The sequence below is a fragment of the Stenotrophomonas genospecies 5 genome (assembly GCF_054473825.1).
The window spans coordinates 1,297,426-1,315,792 of the sequence record NZ_JBTMUW010000001.1; the positions used below are offsets into that span (position 1 = coordinate 1,297,426).

16 protein-coding genes are annotated in these 18,367 nt (G+C 69.0%); 2 read left to right on the top strand and 14 right to left on the bottom strand.

Features of this window, described 5'->3' with window-relative positions; translation table 11 throughout:
* Positions 1-33: 33 nt before the first annotated feature.
* From gspG to ACX9OW_RS06010, 7 genes are all read right to left on the bottom strand, one after another.
* Complete coding sequence (gene gspG / locus ACX9OW_RS05980; RefSeq protein WP_065176116.1) at positions 34-471, bottom strand: type II secretion system major pseudopilin GspG; 438 nt, start codon at positions 469-471, stop codon at positions 34-36.
* 57 nt (positions 472-528) lie between these two features.
* Positions 529-1,089, bottom strand: a complete 561-nt coding sequence (locus ACX9OW_RS05985; RefSeq protein WP_241685947.1) for a hypothetical protein — start codon at positions 1,087-1,089, stop codon at positions 529-531.
* Positions 1,090-1,232: 143 nt separating this feature from the next.
* Positions 1,233-1,781, bottom strand: coding sequence for a hypothetical protein (locus ACX9OW_RS05990; protein WP_180875265.1), 549 nt, complete (start codon positions 1,779-1,781; stop codon positions 1,233-1,235).
* Positions 1,782-1,834: 53 nt separating this feature from the next.
* Positions 1,835-2,815: a FecR family protein gene (locus ACX9OW_RS05995; RefSeq protein WP_065176119.1), complete on the bottom strand. Its 981-nt coding sequence runs from the start codon at positions 2,813-2,815 to the stop codon at positions 1,835-1,837.
* A gap of 69 nt (positions 2,816-2,884) precedes the next feature.
* On the bottom strand, positions 2,885-3,415 hold the full coding sequence (locus ACX9OW_RS06000; RefSeq protein ID WP_053516348.1) for an RNA polymerase sigma factor: 531 nt from the start codon (positions 3,413-3,415) through the stop codon (positions 2,885-2,887).
* A 16-nt stretch (positions 3,416-3,431) separates the two neighbouring features.
* The gene (locus ACX9OW_RS06005) at positions 3,432-4,112 is read right to left on the bottom strand and encodes a TonB-dependent receptor (RefSeq protein ID WP_128988257.1); all 681 of its coding nucleotides are present in this window, start codon (positions 4,110-4,112) and stop codon (positions 3,432-3,434) included.
* Between the two features lie 148 nt (positions 4,113-4,260).
* Positions 4,261-4,725, bottom strand: a complete 465-nt coding sequence (locus tag ACX9OW_RS06010; protein ID WP_065176121.1) for an Lrp/AsnC family transcriptional regulator — start codon at positions 4,723-4,725, stop codon at positions 4,261-4,263.
* A 124-nt stretch (positions 4,726-4,849) separates the two neighbouring features.
* Here ACX9OW_RS06010 and ACX9OW_RS06015 point away from each other — a divergent pair, with 124 nt between their 5' ends.
* Together ACX9OW_RS06015 and ACX9OW_RS06020 are read left to right on the top strand one after the other, a co-directional pair.
* Positions 4,850-5,584 (top strand): AzlC family ABC transporter permease, encoded by a 735-nt coding sequence (locus ACX9OW_RS06015; protein ID WP_459062066.1) that lies wholly within the window; start codon positions 4,850-4,852, stop codon positions 5,582-5,584.
* The gene (locus ACX9OW_RS06020) at positions 5,581-5,880 is read left to right on the top strand and encodes an AzlD family protein (protein WP_053516356.1); all 300 of its coding nucleotides are present in this window, start codon (positions 5,581-5,583) and stop codon (positions 5,878-5,880) included. The genes ACX9OW_RS06015 and ACX9OW_RS06020 overlap by 4 nt, the downstream gene beginning before the upstream one ends.
* A 66-nt stretch (positions 5,881-5,946) precedes the next feature.
* Here ACX9OW_RS06020 and glgX read toward each other — a convergent pair whose 3' ends face one another.
* From glgX to glgA, 7 genes are read right to left on the bottom strand one after another with little or no spacing between them, the layout of a single operon-like run.
* Positions 5,947-8,064 carry a glycogen debranching protein GlgX gene (glgX, locus tag ACX9OW_RS06025; protein WP_197571115.1) on the bottom strand — a complete coding sequence of 706 codons (2,118 nt, stop codon included), beginning with the start codon at positions 8,062-8,064 and terminating at the stop codon, positions 5,947-5,949.
* Complete coding sequence (locus tag ACX9OW_RS06030) at positions 8,051-8,221, bottom strand: DUF2934 domain-containing protein (RefSeq protein ID WP_080375226.1); 171 nt, start codon at positions 8,219-8,221, stop codon at positions 8,051-8,053. The genes glgX and ACX9OW_RS06030 overlap by 14 nt, the downstream gene beginning before the upstream one ends.
* Entirely contained in the window at positions 8,190-10,763 is a 2,574-nt protein-coding gene (gene treY, locus ACX9OW_RS06035) for a malto-oligosyltrehalose synthase (protein ID WP_277380731.1), read from the bottom strand. The genes ACX9OW_RS06030 and treY overlap by 32 nt, the downstream gene beginning before the upstream one ends.
* Complete coding sequence (locus ACX9OW_RS06040) at positions 10,760-12,604, bottom strand: 4-alpha-glucanotransferase (RefSeq protein ID WP_459062067.1); 1,845 nt, start codon at positions 12,602-12,604, stop codon at positions 10,760-10,762. Before ACX9OW_RS06040 ends, treY begins: the two co-directional genes overlap by 4 nt.
* The gene (gene treZ / locus ACX9OW_RS06045) at positions 12,601-14,319 is read right to left on the bottom strand and encodes a malto-oligosyltrehalose trehalohydrolase (RefSeq protein WP_065176125.1); all 1,719 of its coding nucleotides are present in this window, start codon (positions 14,317-14,319) and stop codon (positions 12,601-12,603) included. The genes ACX9OW_RS06040 and treZ overlap by 4 nt, the downstream gene beginning before the upstream one ends.
* Positions 14,316-16,550, bottom strand: coding sequence for a 1,4-alpha-glucan branching enzyme (locus ACX9OW_RS06050; protein WP_277380733.1), 2,235 nt, complete (start codon positions 16,548-16,550; stop codon positions 14,316-14,318). Before ACX9OW_RS06050 ends, treZ begins: the two co-directional genes overlap by 4 nt.
* Positions 16,547-18,073, bottom strand: a complete 1,527-nt coding sequence (gene glgA / locus ACX9OW_RS06055; protein ID WP_164152872.1) for a glycogen synthase GlgA — start codon at positions 18,071-18,073, stop codon at positions 16,547-16,549. Before glgA ends, ACX9OW_RS06050 begins: the two co-directional genes overlap by 4 nt.
* Positions 18,074-18,367: the final 294 nt, after the last annotated feature.

Below are 18,367 nucleotides of genomic sequence, written 5' to 3' on the forward strand. Positions count from 1 at the left end.
AAAGGCTGCCATCGGAGGCGACATCGGTGGACCTCACAGCTGCCAGGAGCCGATGTCCGCATTGCCGGCATCACCTCCGGCCTTGCTGTCCGCGCCAAGGGAGAACACGTCGATGTCGCCGTGCGCGCCCGGGTTCTGGTACTGGTACGGATGCCCCCAGGGGTCGTTCGGCAGGCGGTCCAGATAGGGGGTTGTCGGCATCGCGCCGCTGCTCTGGGGCGGCGCCACCAACGCCTGCAATCCCTGCTCGGTGCTGGGGTAGCGGCCATTGTCCAGGCGATAGAGCTTCAGCGCCTGCATCAGTGCGGCGATGTCCTGGCGTGCCGCCACCACCCGCGCCTGATCGGGACGATCCATCAGGCGCGGCACGATCAGTGCGGCAAGAATGCCGATGATCACCACCACCACCATGATCTCGATCAGGCTGAAACCGTGCTGCCGGGCCCTGCCACCACGAAGCTGTCTTGCCATTGTTCCGCCCTCGTCATCCTGGAAGGGACCGCTGCACCATGGTCAGCGGCGCATGTGTCAGTACGATAAACATCCACCTGCAATTCGCTGCTGCTCCACCCTGTCTGCGCTGGCGCCCGCCGGCGGCACGGCAGCCGACTGCAGCAGCGTTGCAGGTACTGCCGCCAACGCGCCTTCCACGCAGCGACGCAGCAGCGGGTGGCGACTGGCCTGCAGGATCCGCACGCATTGCGTCGGCGACCAGGCGCTGCCACGGCCGAAGCCGACGAAGCGGCGGTACACCTGGTGATGGCGCAGGTCATCGTGTACCCGTTGCGCGCTGTCCAGTGCCTGCACCCACAGCAGCAGAGCGGCACGCTGCAGCATGCGGACATCGTCCATGTCCAGGGGCAGCGTCGCGATGGCTGCTTCCGGCCACGCCGGCAGTTGCGCATCGGTTGCGCGGCGCAGCGCCAGCAGCGGATGCGCCTCGACGTCCAGCGCCGCCCATCGCGCGGCGTCTGCCCAGGCGTCGCTGGAAAGCACCCAGACCCACGGATGCCCGTAGCGCTGTACGCACAGCGGCGCGTGCCGGGCCTGTTCCAGCGACCGGCTCAGGTGACGATCCAGCTCGAGCATGCTGATCCTGCGACGTTCCGCCATCGACGCTGCCTGCGCTCCACGACGCGGATGCGCCGTACTCTGGAGAAGACGTCAGCAGGGTCGATGAAGCGACAGCGCGTTGCGCGTGATGTGCCGTGCGTTGCGCTTCAGCCCCTCTGTCACAGCGACGTCATGCGCCTGCAGGCATCGGCATCCAGCAGCGGAGCGATGCCGCCGCATTGTCGTGCCAGCACCATCACGTCGGGACGTCGGGCAAATGCGGACAGCAACCCGGCCGCGTCCGCGTCGGCCAGCAACGCGGCCGTGGCCTGGCGCAGTGCCGGCAACTGCCATCCGTCCATCGCAATCACCGCACCGGCCACGAACCAGTGCCACAAGCGGTGATGGATCACCTGATCGTGCAACTGTGGCAGGCCCTGTATGCCATGCATCGCCATCAGCAGCAGACCGCGGGCCGCCATTGCCGGTGATACGCTGCCCTTCTCCGGCAGCGACAGCGCCTGCTGCAACCTCAGCAGGGCAGCCAGCGGATGGCCCTGCGGGTCGAAATCCAGCAGCACGGACTGTTCCTGCCACTGCGGATCGGAGACCACGCAGACCCAGGGCGATCCATAGCGATGCACCGTCAATGGACGCCGCTGCGTGGTCTCCAGCAATGCGGACAGGTTGCGTCGCAGGTCGAGCACACCGATGGTCTCGTTGCGCATTCCTTGGCTTCTCCTTGCATGCGGCAGCCACACGACGCGCGTGGCCGGGGACTCTACCCCAGGACGGCGATACCGCCCGGGAAGCGACGCAGCTCCAACGACAGCGTCAACCGCAGCTGTTCCAGCGCCGCGTCCGGGTCATCGATGCGGAAGCGACCGCTGACCGGCGCACGCGCCTGTGCGCCGTCACCGAGCAGGACCCTGCCGCGGCGATAGCGATTGATCTCGTCCACCACCTCGCGCAACGGCGCGCGGCGGAACACCAGCATGCCTTCGGTCCAGGCGCTGACCTCGCCGGCCACGGCCTCGGCCACCACGCCGCTCAGGCGTTCGTCGTAGCGGGTCTGCTGTCCGGCCTGCAGCCGCAGCCGGCCCTGCGGGTGCTCGATGCGGGCGCTGCCGCGCAGGCACGTCACCCGGACGTGTCCCCCGGTATTGCGCACGTCCAGCCGGGCTGCGCCCTCATCGGCGATCACACAGCCCGGCCCCGCGTACAGTGCGAGGCGTGAACCCGCAGCGGTCTCGAATGCCGCCTGCCCCTGCACCAGCTCGTAACCCTCGCCACCCGCACCCATCCGGCGCCGCAGACTGCTCTGCGTATCCAGCTCCAGCGTCAACTGCGGCGTCAGCGCAAGCTGGAGGCGCTCGCCGGTGCCGGTATGGAAGTCGGCCGCCATCGCACTCACCGACGGCCACAGCCCCAACGGTGGACGGATCGCTGCCACCACGGCGAGGCTGGCGGGGGCGGCAATGGCCGCCCCCAGGAATGCACGCCGGCTCCATCGCCGTGCCAGGCCCGGTGCCTGCGGCTGGCGCGCCGCAGCCGGGACCTGCTCACCGGCCACGCGCACCTGCTCCCATTGCCGCCGCGCACGGGCAAACGCTTCGCGGTGACGCGAATCGGTCGCGCACCATTGGCGGAACCTGCGTCCGTCGGCTGCCGTGGCCTCGCCCGACGTCAGACGCACCACCCAGGCGTGGGCCTGGCGCTCCACGGCGTCGAGCGTGCGGTGCGGGCGATCATCAGGGTCCATGCGCAGTCCAGCCATGCCCGCACGCTGCGGGGTTCTGCTCGGCGTCAAAGTGTAGACGGACGCCGCCGGTCAGAACCGCACCTGCCGGTCCTGCCCGCTGCGCTCGGCCAGATAGTCCTGGGCCGCTTTCAGTTCGCGCTGCACCAGCCGCAGCGACACGCCCAGCTGCTCGGCCACGTCCCGCTGCTGCAGGCCGTCCACGCGGATCGCCAGCAGGATCCGGCGGCGGCGTTCGGGCATGCGGTGCAGCAGGCCGACCATGTCTTCGAGGGCACGATCAAGCTCTGCAGCCTGAGCCGGACCGGGGCCCGGATCGGCCATCTCCATCAGCGCGTCCACTTCTTCCAGGCTGAGCAGGCGATGGTCGGCGCGCTGCCGATCGATCACGGTGTTCATCGCCATCCTCAGCAGATAGGCCGCCGGATTCTGCACCGGGTCCAGCCGGTCGCGGCGTGCGCTCAGGCGCATCCAGGTGTCCTGCAGCGCATCGCCTGCCAGCTCTTCCGAGCCCAGCTTGCGCACCAGCCGGCGCTTGAGTTCATCGTAAGCCCCCAGCAGGTGATCCATCAGGTCCACCGCCCCGGCCGTTCCGTTGCTCATGTTCGAATCCTTGAAATCATGGAAGGGGCTGCCGTCGGCCACAGTCGTGGTCGGCACGGGAGGGCTGGATCTGCAGCGTCACCGGCTGCGGCAACGCGGCGGCGTCGATGGACGGCGCCAGCCTGCCGATGGCAAGCAACAGGCGCCGATCGCGCCGGGCGTCGCCGCTGCCGACGAGCAGTTCGGCATCGTCGACATGGCCCTCGGCGGTGATGCGGAAACGCAGCGTCGCCGCGTAGCGGCCCGGTGCGAGCAGGGGGTCGTCACAGAACGCGTCGCGCAGCCGCTGCTGCAGCCCGCCAAAACGACGGCTGCGCTCGGATTCCGGCAGCAGGCCGACGGGACCGGCTGCGCGTTCGGGTTGCGCGCCCAGCCGAAGCACCACGCGCTGCGCGCCGATCACCTCGGCTTCGACGCCGGTCTCCTGCAGCAGGGTCTGCAGCGCCTGCAGCGGCGGCAGGCTGGCGTGCAGCGGGTAACTGCGCCGACCGGCAGCGAGTTCGCCGGCGTACATCACCGACCACCCGCTGCTGACACTGAAGCGCTCCACTGCCTGTTCCAGCGGCTGCGCCGGGATGTCGTAGGCACGGACGTCGTCCTCGGCCGTGGCGACGAAGGCCAGCAGCAGCCACGCAGCGATGGCCACTCTCCATGTTCTGACCGCGTGGCGTCCATCCAGCCCCCTGACGTTGAACACATGACCCTCGGCAGCGACAGCAGCTGTGACGGAGGCAGGCGGCACGACCGGGAGGTCGCCCGCGCGCGACCGGCAAGCGGGGTCAGACCCTACCGGGGGCAGATGTCATTGCGATGACCGCCGCACCGGGGGCCGGCGCGGCGCGGCCTCAAAGCGGCAGCCGGGTGGTCTGCTTGATCCGCTGCATCGGGATCTCGGTCTTGGTGTTCTGCACCCCGGCGATCCTGTTCAGATGCCGGATCTGGAACTGGCGATACGCGTCCAGGTCGGCCACGGCCACCCGCAGCAGAAAATCGCAGTCGCCCGCCATCAGATGACATTCAAGCACTTCCGGCAGGGACTTGACGCTGTTTATGAAGTGGTTGGTGGTGTCCTCGTCCTGCCCACGCAGCCAGACCCGCACGAACACGGTGAAGCCCCGTCCGACCTTGGTCTCGTTCAGCAGCGCCACATAGCGGTCGATGTAGCCGCCCTCCTCCAGCAGCCGGACCCGGCGCAGGCAGGCCGACGGCGAAAGACCGACCTGCCTGGCCAGCTCCAGGTTCTGCAGACGACCATCGACCTGCAGCGCCTCGAGAATCCGGCGATCAAGGTTATCGAGTTGAGATTGCATTGGATTTCACCCTCATGGCCATCTGCCGCATCAGATGCGCAACATTCTCAATTGAATGGCATCAACGCAACCCAATTTCGTGCCGTCGCCGCTAGGATGAAGCCCCCTCACTCGCTTCCGCTACATGGACGCCCAATCCTCCCTCCTTCCGCCTGACGCCCCCTGCCACGTCACGCCCCGCGCCGAGTTCCTGCGCGGCCTGCGCGCTGCCGTGCCGGTGATGATCGGTTTTGTTCCCTTCGCCCTGGTGCTCGGTGCACAGGCTGCGCAGAAGGGCCTGTCGGCGCTTGAAGTACCGCTCATGACCGGGCTCAACTTCGCCGGTGGCTCGGAGTTCGCCGCCGTCGAGCTGTGGACGTCACCTCCGCACATCGCGCTCATCGTAGCGATCACCGCGCTGGTCAACAGCCGCCATCTGTTGATGGGGGCCAGCCTGGCACCGCTGCTGCAGCACCTGCCACGCCGTCGCACGCTGCCGGCGTTGTTCTTCATGTGTGACGAAAGCTGGGCCCTGGGTGTCGCCGACGCGCGGCGGCGCATGCACGGTTTCAGCCTCGCCTACTACCTGGGCACCTCGGCCGGCCTGTATGGGGTCTGGGTGACCTGCACGACGCTGGGGGCGATCGCCGGCCCGCTGCTGGGCGACATCCATGCCTATGGATTCGACATGGCCTTCCCCGCGGTCTTCCTGGTGCTGCTGCGTGGCATGTGGCAGGGGCTGCGCGCGGCGCGGCCCTGGCTGGTCAGCCTGCTGGTGGCCGCAGGCACCTATCTGCTGGTTCCCGGCGCCTGGTACGTCGCCAGTGGTGCGCTGGCCGGGCTGGTGGCCGCCTGGCTGCTGGCGGAGGACGCGGCATGATCCAGTGGAGCTCGCTGCTCACCATCGTGCTGATGGCAGCCGTTACCTACCTCACCCGCATCATCGGCTTCCTGGCCCTGCGCAACCGCACCCTCGGCAAGCGTGCGGTGACGGTCATGGAGGCCGCGCCGGGCTGCGTGCTGATCTCGGTGATCGCCCCGGATTTCGTCGCCGACAAGCCCGCCGATCTGGCTGCGCTGGCCATCACCCTGCTGGCCGCCACCCGGCTGTCGATGCTGCCGACCGTGCTGATCGGCGTGGTCTCGGCCGGGTTGCTGCGCCATCTGCTGGGCTGATTCACGGCAGGCCGGGCGGGACCCGGCGCTGCCGATCGGTCTTCGCGCCGAGCGGGCGCGCTGCAATCAGGCGCTGCTGGCCGCGAGCAGGCACAGGCTGCGCGGCGGCAGGGTCCAGTCGCCGGTGCCGTCCTGCTCCAGCGGCGCCTCGTCGGTCTGCAGCAGTACGCGCCGGAACGACAGCGCCTGATCCGATACGCGGAACCGCTGCGGCTGGTCTCCGGCATTCAACAGCAGGGCGAGGCTGACATGCCGCCCGGGCTCACGCAGGCCGCTGTCGGGGCTTCGACCGTCCAGCACAATCAGCAGCGCGCGCAGTTCGGGGTCGTGCCAGTCCGCCTCCTCCATGCTGCGGCCGTCCGGATGCCGCCAGTCGATATCGCGCAGGCCCAGCGCTTCATCGTATTCGCCGCGCAGGAACCGGTTCCTGCGCAGCAGGCCATAGCGCCGGCGCAGCGATAGTGCACGCCGCACGAATGCCACCTGCGCCTGCGCCGCCGGCTGCGAGGCACGCTCCCAGTCGATCCAGCTCAGCGGGTTGTCCTGGCAGTACGCGTTGTTGTTGCCCTGCTGCGAATGGCCGAACTCGTCGCCGGCCAGCAGCATGGGCGTGCCCTGCGACAGCAGCAGCGTGGCCAGCAGGTTGCGCATCTGCCGTGCACGCAACGAGAGGATCGCCGGATCATCGGTGTCGCCCTCCACACCGTGGTTGCTGGAAAGATTGTGCGAATGGCCATCGCGGTTGTCCTCGCCGTTGGCCTCGTTGTGGCGGTCGTTGTAGCTCACCAGATCGTGCAGGGTGAACCCGTCGTGTGCCGTTACCAGGTTGATGCTGGCCGACGGCCGCCTGCCGTGGTGTTCGAACAGGTCGGCCGAGCCGGTGAAACGGGTGGCGAACTCCGGCAGCTGCCCGCCATCGCCACGCCACAGCGCGCGCACTGTATCGCGGAAGCGGTCGTTCCATTCCGCCCAACCCGGCGGGAACTGGCCCAGCTGGTAGCCGCCCGGGCCGATGTCCCAGGGCTCGGCGATCAGCTTCACCTGGCTCAGGACCGGGTCCTGGCGTACCGCATCGAGGAAGCTGCCCGAGGCGTCGAAGCCATGGCGCTCACGGCCAAGAATGGTCGCCAGGTCGAAGCGGAAACCGTCCACCCGCATCTCGGTCACCCAGTAGCGCAGCGAGTCCATCACCATGCGCAGCGCGCCGGCATTGGTCAGGTCGAACGTGTTGCCGGTGCCGGTATCGTTGATGTAATAGCGGCGATCATCGGCCAATCGGTAGTAGCTGGCATTGTCGATGCCCTTGAACGACAGCGTGGGGCCCAGCTCGTTGCCCTCGGCGGTGTGGTTGTAGACCACGTCCAGGATCACTTCGATGCCGGCATTGTGCAGCCGCGCGACCATCTGCTTGAACTCGGCCACGGTGCCCGTCGACAGGTAACGCGGCTGTGGGGCGAAGAAGCCGATGGTGTTGTACCCCCAGTAGTTGCGCAGCCCACGCTCGAGCAGTTGCTGGTCGTCCACGTAGGCGTGCACGGGCAGCAGCTCGATGGCGGTCACACCCAGATGGCTCAGGTGATCCACCACCGCATCATGCCGCAGTGCAGAGAAGGTGCCGCGCTCGGCCTGCGGGACATCAGGATGCTGCATGGTCAACCCGCGCACGTGCGCTTCGTAGATCACCGTCCTGTCCCAGGCCGTTTCGGGTGCACGCTCGACACCCCAGCTGAAGGCCGGATCGATCACGGCGCAGCGTGGCATGTAGCTGGCGCTGTCGCGGCGGTCGAAACTGAGATCGCCATCGCGATGGCCCAGGGTGTAGCCGAACAGGTGGGGCGCCCACTTCAGCTCGCCGACGATCTGCTTGGCGTAAGGGTCCAGCAGCAGCTTGTTGGGATTGAAGCGATGCCCTTCCTCCGGCGCATACGGACCGTGCACCCGGTAACCGTAGCGCTGCCCGGGCCTTACATCGGGCAGATAGCCGTGCCAGATCTCATTGGTGTACTCGGGCAGCGCGATGCGCTCCACCTCGCGGTTGCGCGCGTCGAACAGGCAGAGTTCGACCCGGGTGGCATGCCGCGAGTACAGCGCGAAGTTCACGCCCAGCCCGTCCCAGGTCGCACCCAGCGGGAAGGGCCGGCCTTCGCGCACGCGCGAGGTCTGTGCCCACTTACGGCTCGCCATCGCTGCCCTCCTCGCCGCGCGCCGCGGCAATCTCGGCCTCCACCAGCCGCTCGGCCATGTGCCAGTGCCGCTGCTGCTGGTCGTCCGGGCGCCCTTCCGCTTCCCATATCTGGTGGGCCAATGCCTCAATCCGCTGCCGTCGTTCCCTGCTGTCCATCCCTACCCGTCTCCTCGTTGATCCATACCGCCAGCGGGCTGCCAGCCACAAGCCGTGCTGCATCCGCGGTTTCATTGAAATGTTCGATGCGTCCGTCCAGGAGGTTGCGCATGCGTCCTGCCGGAAGCCCGCGCAGCGTTGGGCCGGTGGCGACGTCACGCGCAACGTTCAGGCCGGGCCCGGGCACGGCGATGGGCGAGCCACGCTGCACGATCACCAGCAGTACCTGCGTCTGGTGCCTGCGCACGAACGCCAGCCAGGGCGAGCGCGCCGGCGCGGACAGCGGCTGCAGCTCGCCGTACAGGAAAAGGTGCGGGTGCCTGCGGCGGCAATCCAGCAGCTGCCGCAGCAGGAAGGCCTTGATGCCTCCGTCCCGCCAGTCCTGCAGCAGCGTGGGCCAGGAGCGCGTGTCCCGCAGCCATGCCTGCCGCGCCGGATAGTCCACGGCCCGGCGGTTGTCCGGGTCCACCAGGCTCAGGTCCCAGCCTTCGCCGCCTTGATAGAGGTCAGGCACGCCGGGCAGGCAGTGCTGCAGGCACAGCTGTGCCAATCCGTTGCAGGCGCCCGCCGGCGCGACGCGGGCCACGAAGGTCGCCAGCGCCTCGCGCACCGTCAGCAGGGGGGCTCCCTCCAGCAGCGCGTGCAGCCACTGCGCGGCGGCGTCCTCCACTGCCACATCGGGATCGGACCAGTTGCTGATCCGTTTGCCCTCGCGCAGGGCCTTGGTCAGCCAGTCCGCCATCCTCGATGCGAAGTCGGCACCGGGGGCGCCCTGCATCGGCCACGCCGCCACCAGCGCCTGCCACAGCGCATACGCCTCGGCGCCCGGCAACGGCAGCGGCATGCCGGCCTTGGCGGCCATCCGGCTCCAGCGCCGTACAGCATCCCGCCACTCCGCCGTGCAGGTGCTGAGCACCGCCAGCCGCGCCCGGCTGTCGCCGCCCCGCTTGTGATCGTGGGTCGCCAGTGCAAGCAGTGCCTCGGGATGGCGCCGCAGGCGCCGCGCTGCATGCTGCAGCAGCTCGCGTCCCTGCATGCCCAGCCGCTGCGGATCACTGCCGACTTCGTTGCGTGAGAGCAGTCTGAAGTAACGATAGAAGCCGGTATCCTCCACCGACTTGGCGTTCAACGGCGCGGCCAGCTGCCCGAAGCGCACGCGCAGCTCGCTTTCAGCCGGTGCCTGGCCGGGAAGCGCCTGCAGCAGCAGGTCCAGTGCCGCCCGTCCGGCACCGTCCAGCGCGGCTCGCGCGGCGGCAGCAGCGGCGACCAATGCCTTCCGCTCACCGGCGTCACGCAACGAGTACGGGCGGTAGGTGCGGTAGTGCCGCAGCAGCGCGGCCAGCGCGCGCGCCAGGGCGGCCGTACCGATGTCGGCCTCGGCCAGCCGGGGCTGCAGCGCCTGCTGCGCACTGCGCAGCAGGCGCTGGAAGTCGGTGTGAAGCGACTGGCGCAGCAGCATCCCGCGCGCGTCCTGCTGTATCTGTTCAAAGTCGTGCGTGTCGCCGCTCGCCGCCTGCCAGGCGCGCGCGAGCGCGGGCGCCGCTGCCGGGTCGTGCAGCCACGCGCCGACCTGGTCCATGAAGTCATAGCCGGTGGTCCCGTCGCAGGCCCATCCCTCGGGCAGCTGCTCGCCCTCGGCCAGTATCTTCTCGACGTGCAGGGTCACCGCCTCCGGATCACGGCTCCCGGCTGCGCAGGCAGCGTTGATCGCTTCGCGCAGGCGCTGCAGATAGGTGCCGGGCGACGACAGGCCATCCACATGGTCGATGCGCAGGCCATCCACCCAGCCCTCACGCACCAGCCGCAACGGCAGCGCATGCACCGCTTCGAACACGTCCTCGCGCTCCACCCGCAGCGCGGCCAGTTCGTTGATATCGAAGAAGCGCCGGTAGTTCACCTGATCGCCTGCCGTGCGCCACCACGCCAGCCGGTAGTGCTGCCGCTGCAGCAGTGCCTGCAACCGCTCGACGCTGCGGTTGCAGCGTTCGGCCCACGCCGGCCACTGCGTGGCGTCCAGGGGATGACTGCGCGGCGACAACGGCAGGACCAGCCCATGATGGCGCAACCCTGGCCGCTCATCGTCCACCCCCACCCGCAGTACGCCGTCGCGCACGGCGTCGTGCAGTGGCCGGTCCAGCACCGGCAACCATAGCCGGCCTTCGCAGCCCGGCGCCTCCCAGTCGATGTCGAACCAGCCTGCGTGGCGGCTTCGACGCCCGTGCATGAGCACATCGCTCCACCAGTGGCTGTGCGGGGATGCCGCCAGATGGTTGGGCACGATGTCCAGGATCAGACCCAGGCCGTGTGAGCGCGCCGCGGTGGCCAGCTGGCGGAAGGCCGCTTCGCCGCCCAGCTGCGGATTGATGCTGGCCGGGTCGATGCCATCGTAGCCATGTGTGGACCCCGGCATCGCAACCGCGATCGGCGACAGGTAAAGGTGACTGACGCCCAGTGCGGCGTAATACGGCACCTGCGCTGCGGCCGCCTCCAGGTCGAAGCCTGCATGCACCTGCAGGCGCGCGGTGGCACGCAACCTCGTCATCGCCCTGCCCTGCGGCGCGTGCTGCTCAGGCGCGCCAGGCGCGCATCGGCGGCGGCACCGTCCCACGCCAGCGGCAACCGCCGTCGCCAGTTCGGATGGCCGCTGACGGTGCCTGGCAGGTTCACCTGCGCACGGCTGCCCAGCACATCTTCCAATGGCAGCAGCGCCAGCCGCGACGCTGCATGGGCAACCAGTGACAGCGCTCCGTCCTCCACGGTCGCGCCGTCACCACCGCAGACCGTGGCCAGCGCCTGCACGTCCCGCGCGCGCGCGCGCAGTGCTGCCGGCAGGTCCTCCAGCTCACCCAGGCGGGCACGCCAGCGCAGGTCGCGCCCGCGCAGCCAGCCGGCCAGTGGTGGCAGGTCATGGGTGGACGGCATGGCCGCCGCATCGCGGCGCCACCGCGGCGGTGGCAGGAAGCGCTCGCCGTTGCGGGCGAACGGCAGCACCTCGATACCCAGGATGCCCCGGGCTGCCAGCCGCTGGCGGATGCCCGGCGGCACCACCCCCAGGTCTTCACCGATCAGCACGCAGCGATGCCGCCACGATTCCAGCACCAGCAGATTGATCAGGTCATCGAATGGATAGCGCAGGTACACGCCCTGCCCGGCGCCAGCGCCGTGAGGCAACACCCACAGCCGCTGCAGGCCGAGGATGTGGTCGATGCGCAGGCCGCCGCGGCCGGCCATCACGGCACGCAGCACGCGGATGAACGGTGCAAAGCCCTCGCGATGCAACGCCAACGGTGACCAGCTGGTGATGCCCCAGGCCTGGCCGAGCGGATTGAACGCATCCGGCGGCGCACCCAGTTCAAGCCCCTGCAGCAGATCGGCGCCACCGGTGCGTGCCTCGACGCCCTGCGGTGCACAGCCCACGGCCAGATCGGCAATCAATCCGATCGACGCGCCATCACTGCGCAGCGCCGCGTGCACCTGCACCCAGCCCTGCTGCGCCAGCCACTGCGCAAATGCATGGTCGTCGGCGCTCCCGGTGACCCCGTCGGCGGCATGCTGGCAATAGCGCAGCAGCGGTTCGCCCTGCGCATCGCACCAGGTCTCGATCTGCTCGCACTGTGCCGGTGCCTGCTGCCGCAGCCAGTGGCGCACCTGTCGCATCCAGCGCCACTTCAATGCCGCCGACTGCGGCCAGTCAATGCGGCGTGCAGCGGTGGCGGCATCAATTGCCATCGCCAGTGCCTCGTCCTGGCGCAGCACGCTGTCGGCAGCCTCCGGCAGTACCTGCGGAAGAGCTACCTGCAGCGGATCGAGCCAGCGCCGGTCACTGGGCGAATAGGGGCTGTAGCCTGGGCCGGGTGGCAAGCCGGCGTGCAGCGGACTCAATGCCAGTGCATCGCCTCCATGCCGATGCAGCAGCTCACGCCACCGTGTGCAGCCGGCGCTGTCACCGATGCCTGCATCGCCACGGGCGCGCAGACTGTAGACCTGCGCCGACAGACCCCAACCGCGCAGCATGCGCGGTGGCCACCAGGCTCGCGGCGGCGCCACCGCGACCGCCTGTTGCCGCCCGCCCTGGCGCCACTGCCAATAGCCCGGTTGATCCGGAACTCGCCAGCGCCCCTGCGCATCAGGCCGTGCTGGCAGCTCGCGCCCCTGTTCATCCACCCAGCACGCCGCCCCCGTCGCCTCCGGCATCACCAGTACCTGGCCATAGCAGGCGGTGAGCAAGCGGGCGCGCACCGGCGCACCATCGCAGTGCAGCCCTTCCAGCACCGCGCGAAGCACGTCCGGCGCGACTTCGCGCTCGACGCCGGCCACGTCGGTCCAGCGCTCCAGGAGACCTGCCCGGCGTGCGGCGTCCCGAACCGATGTATCCGTCCTCATGCCGCCACCCAGCACGCAACAACACTGCCGCCTGCCGGCAGCACACCGGCAACGTCGGGACCCACAACGCGCTCGCCGGCCGGCACCGCATGCGCCACGGGCCGTGGGCCCACATTGATCGCGATCCACCATTGGCCCGATGGCAGCTGCCAACCCGCCTGCACCGCCCCCTCGCCAAGCACCCGCGCACCCAGCGACCGGGCCTGCAGCAGGCCGGGCTGCAGATAGCGTCTGCGCAGGGCCAAAAACCCGCCTGTGCAACGCAGCCATTGCTGCGACCAGGGATCATCGCCGGGCGGCGGCGTGTACGAGACCTGCAGGGTGGCCGGATCGTTCGGGTCCGGAATACGCGCACGCGAGGCGGCATCGGCGAAGGCACTGAAGCCGGAAAACTCGCGGCGACGTCCCTCGCGCACCGCCTCGTCCAGCGGCGGCGCATAGTCGGTGAAGAACAGGAACGGCGACCGCGCCTGCCACGGTTCACCCATGAACAGCAGCGGGATCATCGGCGTCAGCAGGGTCAGCGCCAGTGCCGCGCGCAGCCGCGCCGGATCCACCAGCATCGACAGGCGCTCGCCGAAGGCACGGTTGCCCACCTGGTCGTGGTTCTGCGCGAATACAACGAAACGCGCGGGCGACAGGTCGCTGCTGGGTTCGCCGCGGGGATGGCCGCCCAGGTCAGGTTCACCCTGCCAGGCGAATCCTTCTGCCAGGCAGCGGGCCAGCAGCGCGTCGGCGCGACCGGCGTAGGCCGCGTAATAGCCTTCCTGCTCGCCGGTCAGCATCACGTGCAGCGCGTTGTGGAAGTCGTCGTTCCATTGCCCCTGATAGGCACCGCGCAGCCACCGCGCCTGGTTGCGTTCGTTCTCCAGCACCAGGTGCGCGTGCGGCACCTCCGCGCGCACCTCATCGGCCAGCTGCTGCAGGAAGCGGTCATCGTCGATGGCGTGTACCGCGTCCAGGCGCAGCCCATCGAAGCCATAGTCGCGCAACCACATCAGCGCATTGTCGATGAAGAAGCGCCGCACCCAGGGCTGGCGGAAGTCGATCGCCTCACCCCAGGGGGTGCTGCGATCGTCACGGAAGAACGCCCGCGCGTAGTCACGCAGAGGGTTGCCCTGCGGTCCGAAGTGGTTGTAGACCACATCCAGCAGCACCGACAGTCCGGCATCATGCGCCGCGTCGATGAAAGCCTTCAGCGCTGCCGGCCCGCCGTAGACATGGGCCGGTGCGTAGGGGAACACACCGTCGTAGCCCCAGTTGCGCCGGCCGGGAAACTGCGCAACCGGCATCAGCTCGATGGCGGTGATGCCCGTTGCGGCCAGCATCGGCAGCTGCGCGGTCAGTGCAGCGAGGCCGCCGCCTGCCTCGATGTGCACTTCACAGATGACCAGGTCCTGCCAGGCGGGCCCCTGCCACGTCGCCTGCGCCCTGCCGGTGTCCAGCACCACGGCGCTGTCGCCATCGATGCCGTCCGGCTGCCAGCGCGAGGCCGGATCTGGCACGTCCTGGCCTGAAGGGAGGCGGAACCGGTACCGGTCGCCATGCGATGCCTGTGTCCGCAGCCAGTGGCAACCGTCCGGCTCGCGTTGCATCGGCCGCAGCGCACCCTGCAGGCACAGCGTCATCGTGTCTGCGTCCGGCGCCCACACACGGAACTCCACCCCCTCACCGGCCGCACGCCAAGCGCCCAGACGCGGGGACGCTGTGGTCATGCATCAACCTGCAGGTACAGCGTGGACAGCGGCGGCAGGGTCAGCCGCAGCGACTGGGCGTGGCCATGCATCGGCCTTGGCTCGGTCTGCACCGCTCCGAGGTTGCCCGCATTGCCGCCGTTGTAATGCGCGCTGTCGGTGTTGAGGCGTTCCGTCCAGCGCCCCGGTTGCGGCACGCCAACCCGGTAACCCTCGCGCAGCACCGGGGTGAAGTTGCTCACCACCAGCAGGGTGCGGCCGCTGCCGGCAGGATCCCGGCGGATGAAGGCATACACGCTGTTGCGGCTGTCATCGGCCACGCTCCAGTCGAAACCGCGTTCATCGCGCTCGTCACGATGCAGCGCGGGTTCGCAGCGGAGCACGGCATTGAGGTCGCCCACCAGACGCGACAGGCCCCGGCCCTCACTGCTGGTCGCCTGTTCCCAGTCCAGTGCTGCATCGTGCGACCACTCATGTCCCTGGCCGAACTCGCCGCCCATGAACAGCAGTTTGCTGCCCGGGTGCGCCCACATGAAGCCGTAATACGCACGAAGCTGGGCCAGCCGCTGCGCCGGTTCGCCTGCCATCTTGGCCAGCAGCGCGCCCTTGCCATGCACCACCTCGTCATGCGACAGCGGAAGCACGAAGCGTTCGGAGAAGGCGTACACCAGGCCGAAGCTGATCTCGCTGTGGTGATGCTGGCGATGGACAGGATCGCGCCCCAGGTACTGCAGGGTGTCGTGCATCCAGCCCATGTTCCATTTGTGGGTGAAGCCAAGCCCGCCCTCCTCCACCGGCGCGGTCACCCCCGGCCACGCGGTGGATTCCTCGGCAATCACCAACACGTCCGGGAAGCGCTCACGCAGGGTCTGGTTCATCCGCCTCAGGAAGGCGACCGCCTGCAGGTTCTCTCGCCCGCCCTGCTCGTTGGGTATCCACTCACCGTCAGCACGGCTGTAATCCCGGTACAGCATGGACGCCACTGCGTCCACGCGCAGTCCGTCGATGTGGAACCGCTCCACCCACTCCAAGGCACTACCGATCAGGTAAGCGGCCACTTCGTTGCGGCCATAGTTGTAGATCAGCGTGTCCCAGTCGGCGTGCACCCCTTCGCGCGGGTCGGCATGCTCGTACAACGCGGTTCCGTCGAAACCGGCCAGGCCATGCGCGTCGTTGGGGAAGTGTGCGCTCACCCAGTCCACGATCACCCCCACTCCGGCCTGGTGACAGCGATCCACGAAGCGCGCGAAGGCGTGCGGCGTCCCATGGCGTGCCGTCGGTGCGTAGATCCCCAGCGGCTGATAGCCCCAGGAACCGCCGAAGGGATGCTCGCTGACCGGCAGCAGTTCGATGTGGGTGAAGCCGAGTCCGGCCACGTACGGAATCAGCCGGTCGGCCAGCGCATCCCAGTCCAGCGGTGCGCCATCATCGCCACGCTGCCAGGAGCCCGCATGTACCTCGTAGATGGACAGCGGCGCGCCGGCGCCCGTCTGGCGCCGGGCCGCCCTCCAACCCTCGTCATGCCACTGCATCGGCGCCGCCGAAGGCACGCGTGAGGCGGTGGCCGGTGGCAATTCGGCCCAGCGCGCCATCGGGTCGAACTTGTCGGGCATCACCTGGCCATCAGCCCCGACAATGCGGAACTTGTAGCGGGCACCGGCCTGCACGCCGGGCAGGAACAGTTCCCACACGCCAGCCGCATGGCGCAGCCGCATCGGATGGCGTCGGCCATCCCATCCGTTGAAATCGCCGACCACGGCGACCCGCCGCGCATTGGGCGCCCACACCGCGAACCTCACGCCGGCGATCCCCTGCACCTGCATCGGGACCGCGCCCAGCTGGCGCGCCGCATCGGCATCACCGGCATGGAAGCGTTGCAGCAGCGCTTCGTCCAGCAACGGGCCGAAGGCATAGGCATCGTGCACCTGCTCCACACCCTGCTCGAAATGCAGGGCAAGCAGCGGCACCGCCGCTTCACCGGCGGCGCCCTCGAACAGGCCGGGCAAGGGGCCCGGGTGCAGATCCCAGCGTCGCCCGTCTTCTCCGATCACCTCGACGCGCTGCGCGTGCGGCACCAGCACGCGCAACCGCCGTTCACCCTCGCGCTGGCGGTGCGGGCCCAGCCAGGCAAATGCATCTGCCGGGCGGGCATGGACGAGGTCCTCCAGCGCCGGCGCGATGCGGTGATCCAGTGCTGTGTCTGCGGTGGTGTCGTCCTCGAGGGCGGCCAGATGCGCGCTGTCGTGGCTCATGCGGCCACCTGGCAGGTCTGCTGGTACAGCGCCAGATAGGCTCGCCCGGCCGCATCCCAGCCGCCCGGCCGCAGCATGGCGGCGCGGCGCATGGCCTGCAGCAGGCCTGGCAGACGGAAGGTGCGCATCGCCCGCTCCACGCAGCGGCGCAGGCCATCGGCATTGGCACCGTGGAACAGGAAACCGGTCACGCCATCCTCGACGGTGTCCACCAGCCCGCCCGTCGCATGCGCGACCGGCAGGCAGCCGAAGCGCTGCGCGTACATCTGGCTGAGCCCGCAGGGTTCAAAACGCGAAGGCATCAGCAGGAAGTCGGCGCCGGCGAACATCTGGCGCGCCAGCGCTTCCTCGAACCCGATGAATGCGCCCACCCGGCCCGGGTAGCGCCGGGCCAGCGCCTGCACCTGTGCTTCCACCTGCGGCTCGCCGCCGCCGATGACGACCAGCTGCCCCCCGGCCGCGACGATCTGTGGCGCCACGTCACAGGTGATGTCCAGCCCCTTCTGGTGCACCAGGCGGGAAACCACCGCGAACAACGGGCCGGTCGAGGGCGCCAGGCCGAACGCCCTGCGCACCGCATGTGCGTTGGTCGCGCGTCCGGTCCATTCGCCGATGCCGAAGTGCGCCTTGAGGTGGATGTCGCGTCGCGGATCCCAGCTGGCGTCGATGCCGTTGACGATGCCGCTCAGGTGACCGCCGGCGGCGCGCCGGGCCAGCAGGTCATGCAGTCCGCATCCATCATCCGGGGCGGTGATCTGCTGTGCATAGCGCAGGCTGACTGTGTTCAGCCGCGTGGCATTGGTGATGCCGCCCTGCAGGAATGACATCTGTCCGTGGAAGTGCAGTTCATCCAGGTGCGCGGCCGGTACGCCCAGCACCGGCGCAAGCGCATACGGGAACAGGCCCTGGTAAGCCAGGTTGTGGATCGTCAGCAGCGTCGGCACGGCCGTCCGGTCCCAACGCACGTAGGCGGCGGCCATGGCCACCGGCCAGTCATTCAGGTGCAGCAGCTGCGGTGACCAGTCCAGCCCGGCACGCCCGGCCGCAATCTCCGCAGCCGCGTGTGACAGCGTGGCGAAGCGAACCGCGTTGTCCTTCCACTCCTGTCCCTGCCCATCCACGTAGGGCGAGCCTTCCCGCTCATACAGCTCAGGCGAGAGCAGCACGTAGATCGGCAGGCCGTCGGCCTGCACCGCCATGCCGATGGTGCACGCAGGCAGGCCGGCTCTTTGGCTGACCTGCCCCACCGCCCGCAGCTGCGGCAGGCGCTGCAGCACCTCCGGGTAGCCGGGAAGCAGCACGCGCGAATCACACGCGCCGCGCACCGCGCGTGGCAGGGCCGCGGCCACATCGCCCAGGCCTCCCGCCTTGACGAAGTCGGCCATTTCGGTCGCGACAAACAGCACGCGCTGTACCAGTTCCGGCAACTTCAACGGCTGTGAGTGGCCCCGGCGGGTCCCGATTGGTACAGGTGCACCGGGAGGCGTCGCAACGGGTGAAGCGGACTGGACGACGCGGGCCATGGCGATGATCTCGGAAGTGTTCAGGCAGACGGACGCCAACGGCGCCCGGACGGGCGCTGAAGCGGAGAGGGAAGTCGACGCAGAACGTGGGGGACGTCAGCGAGAGGCTCAGGAGGACAATAGCCCCGAATGCGATCAATCGGCCGTGAAGCCCTGGCGATTTCTTTGTGACAACGCGTCATGAGCTGAGTACGCATGCCGCGTTCATCACGCCCATCGATGCCTCCCGGACGGGACATCCACCTGGATGCCGTGCGCGCGCTGCCCGTGGCCTGGGTGGTGGCGGTCGGCTGG

Excerpts from the sequence above, each read along its gene's own strand:
- ACX9OW_RS05995 (WP_065176119.1), bottom strand. The coding sequence starts at position 2,815 with ATGGACCCTGATGATCGCCCGCACCGCACGCTCGACGCCGTGGAGCGC.
- ACX9OW_RS06050 (WP_277380733.1), bottom strand. The coding sequence starts at position 16,550 with ATGAGCCACGACAGCGCGCATCTGGCCGCCCTCGAGGACGACACCACC.
- gspG (WP_065176116.1), bottom strand. The coding sequence starts at position 471 with ATGGCAAGACAGCTTCGTGGTGGCAGGGCCCGGCAGCACGGTTTCAGC.
- ACX9OW_RS05985 (WP_241685947.1), bottom strand. The coding sequence starts at position 1,089 with ATGCTCGAGCTGGATCGTCACCTGAGCCGGTCGCTGGAACAGGCCCGG.
- ACX9OW_RS06030 (WP_080375226.1), bottom strand. The coding sequence starts at position 8,221 with ATGGACAGCAGGGAACGACGGCAGCGGATTGAGGCATTGGCCCACCAG.
- ACX9OW_RS05990 (WP_180875265.1), bottom strand. The coding sequence starts at position 1,781 with ATGCGCAACGAGACCATCGGTGTGCTCGACCTGCGACGCAACCTGTCC.
- ACX9OW_RS06020 (WP_053516356.1), top strand. The coding sequence starts at position 5,581 with ATGATCCAGTGGAGCTCGCTGCTCACCATCGTGCTGATGGCAGCCGTT.
- treY (WP_277380731.1), bottom strand. The coding sequence starts at position 10,763 with ATGACGAGGTTGCGTGCCACCGCGCGCCTGCAGGTGCATGCAGGCTTC.
- ACX9OW_RS06000 (WP_053516348.1), bottom strand. The coding sequence starts at position 3,415 with ATGAGCAACGGAACGGCCGGGGCGGTGGACCTGATGGATCACCTGCTG.
- glgA (WP_164152872.1), bottom strand. The coding sequence starts at position 18,073 with ATGGCCCGCGTCGTCCAGTCCGCTTCACCCGTTGCGACGCCTCCCGGT.
- ACX9OW_RS06015 (WP_459062066.1), top strand. The coding sequence starts at position 4,850 with ATGGACGCCCAATCCTCCCTCCTTCCGCCTGACGCCCCCTGCCACGTC.
- ACX9OW_RS06010 (WP_065176121.1), bottom strand. The coding sequence starts at position 4,725 with ATGCAATCTCAACTCGATAACCTTGATCGCCGGATTCTCGAGGCGCTG.
- treZ (WP_065176125.1), bottom strand. The coding sequence starts at position 14,319 with ATGACCACAGCGTCCCCGCGTCTGGGCGCTTGGCGTGCGGCCGGTGAG.
- ACX9OW_RS06040 (WP_459062067.1), bottom strand. The coding sequence starts at position 12,604 with ATGAGGACGGATACATCGGTTCGGGACGCCGCACGCCGGGCAGGTCTC.
- glgX (WP_197571115.1), bottom strand. The coding sequence starts at position 8,064 with ATGGCGAGCCGTAAGTGGGCACAGACCTCGCGCGTGCGCGAAGGCCGG.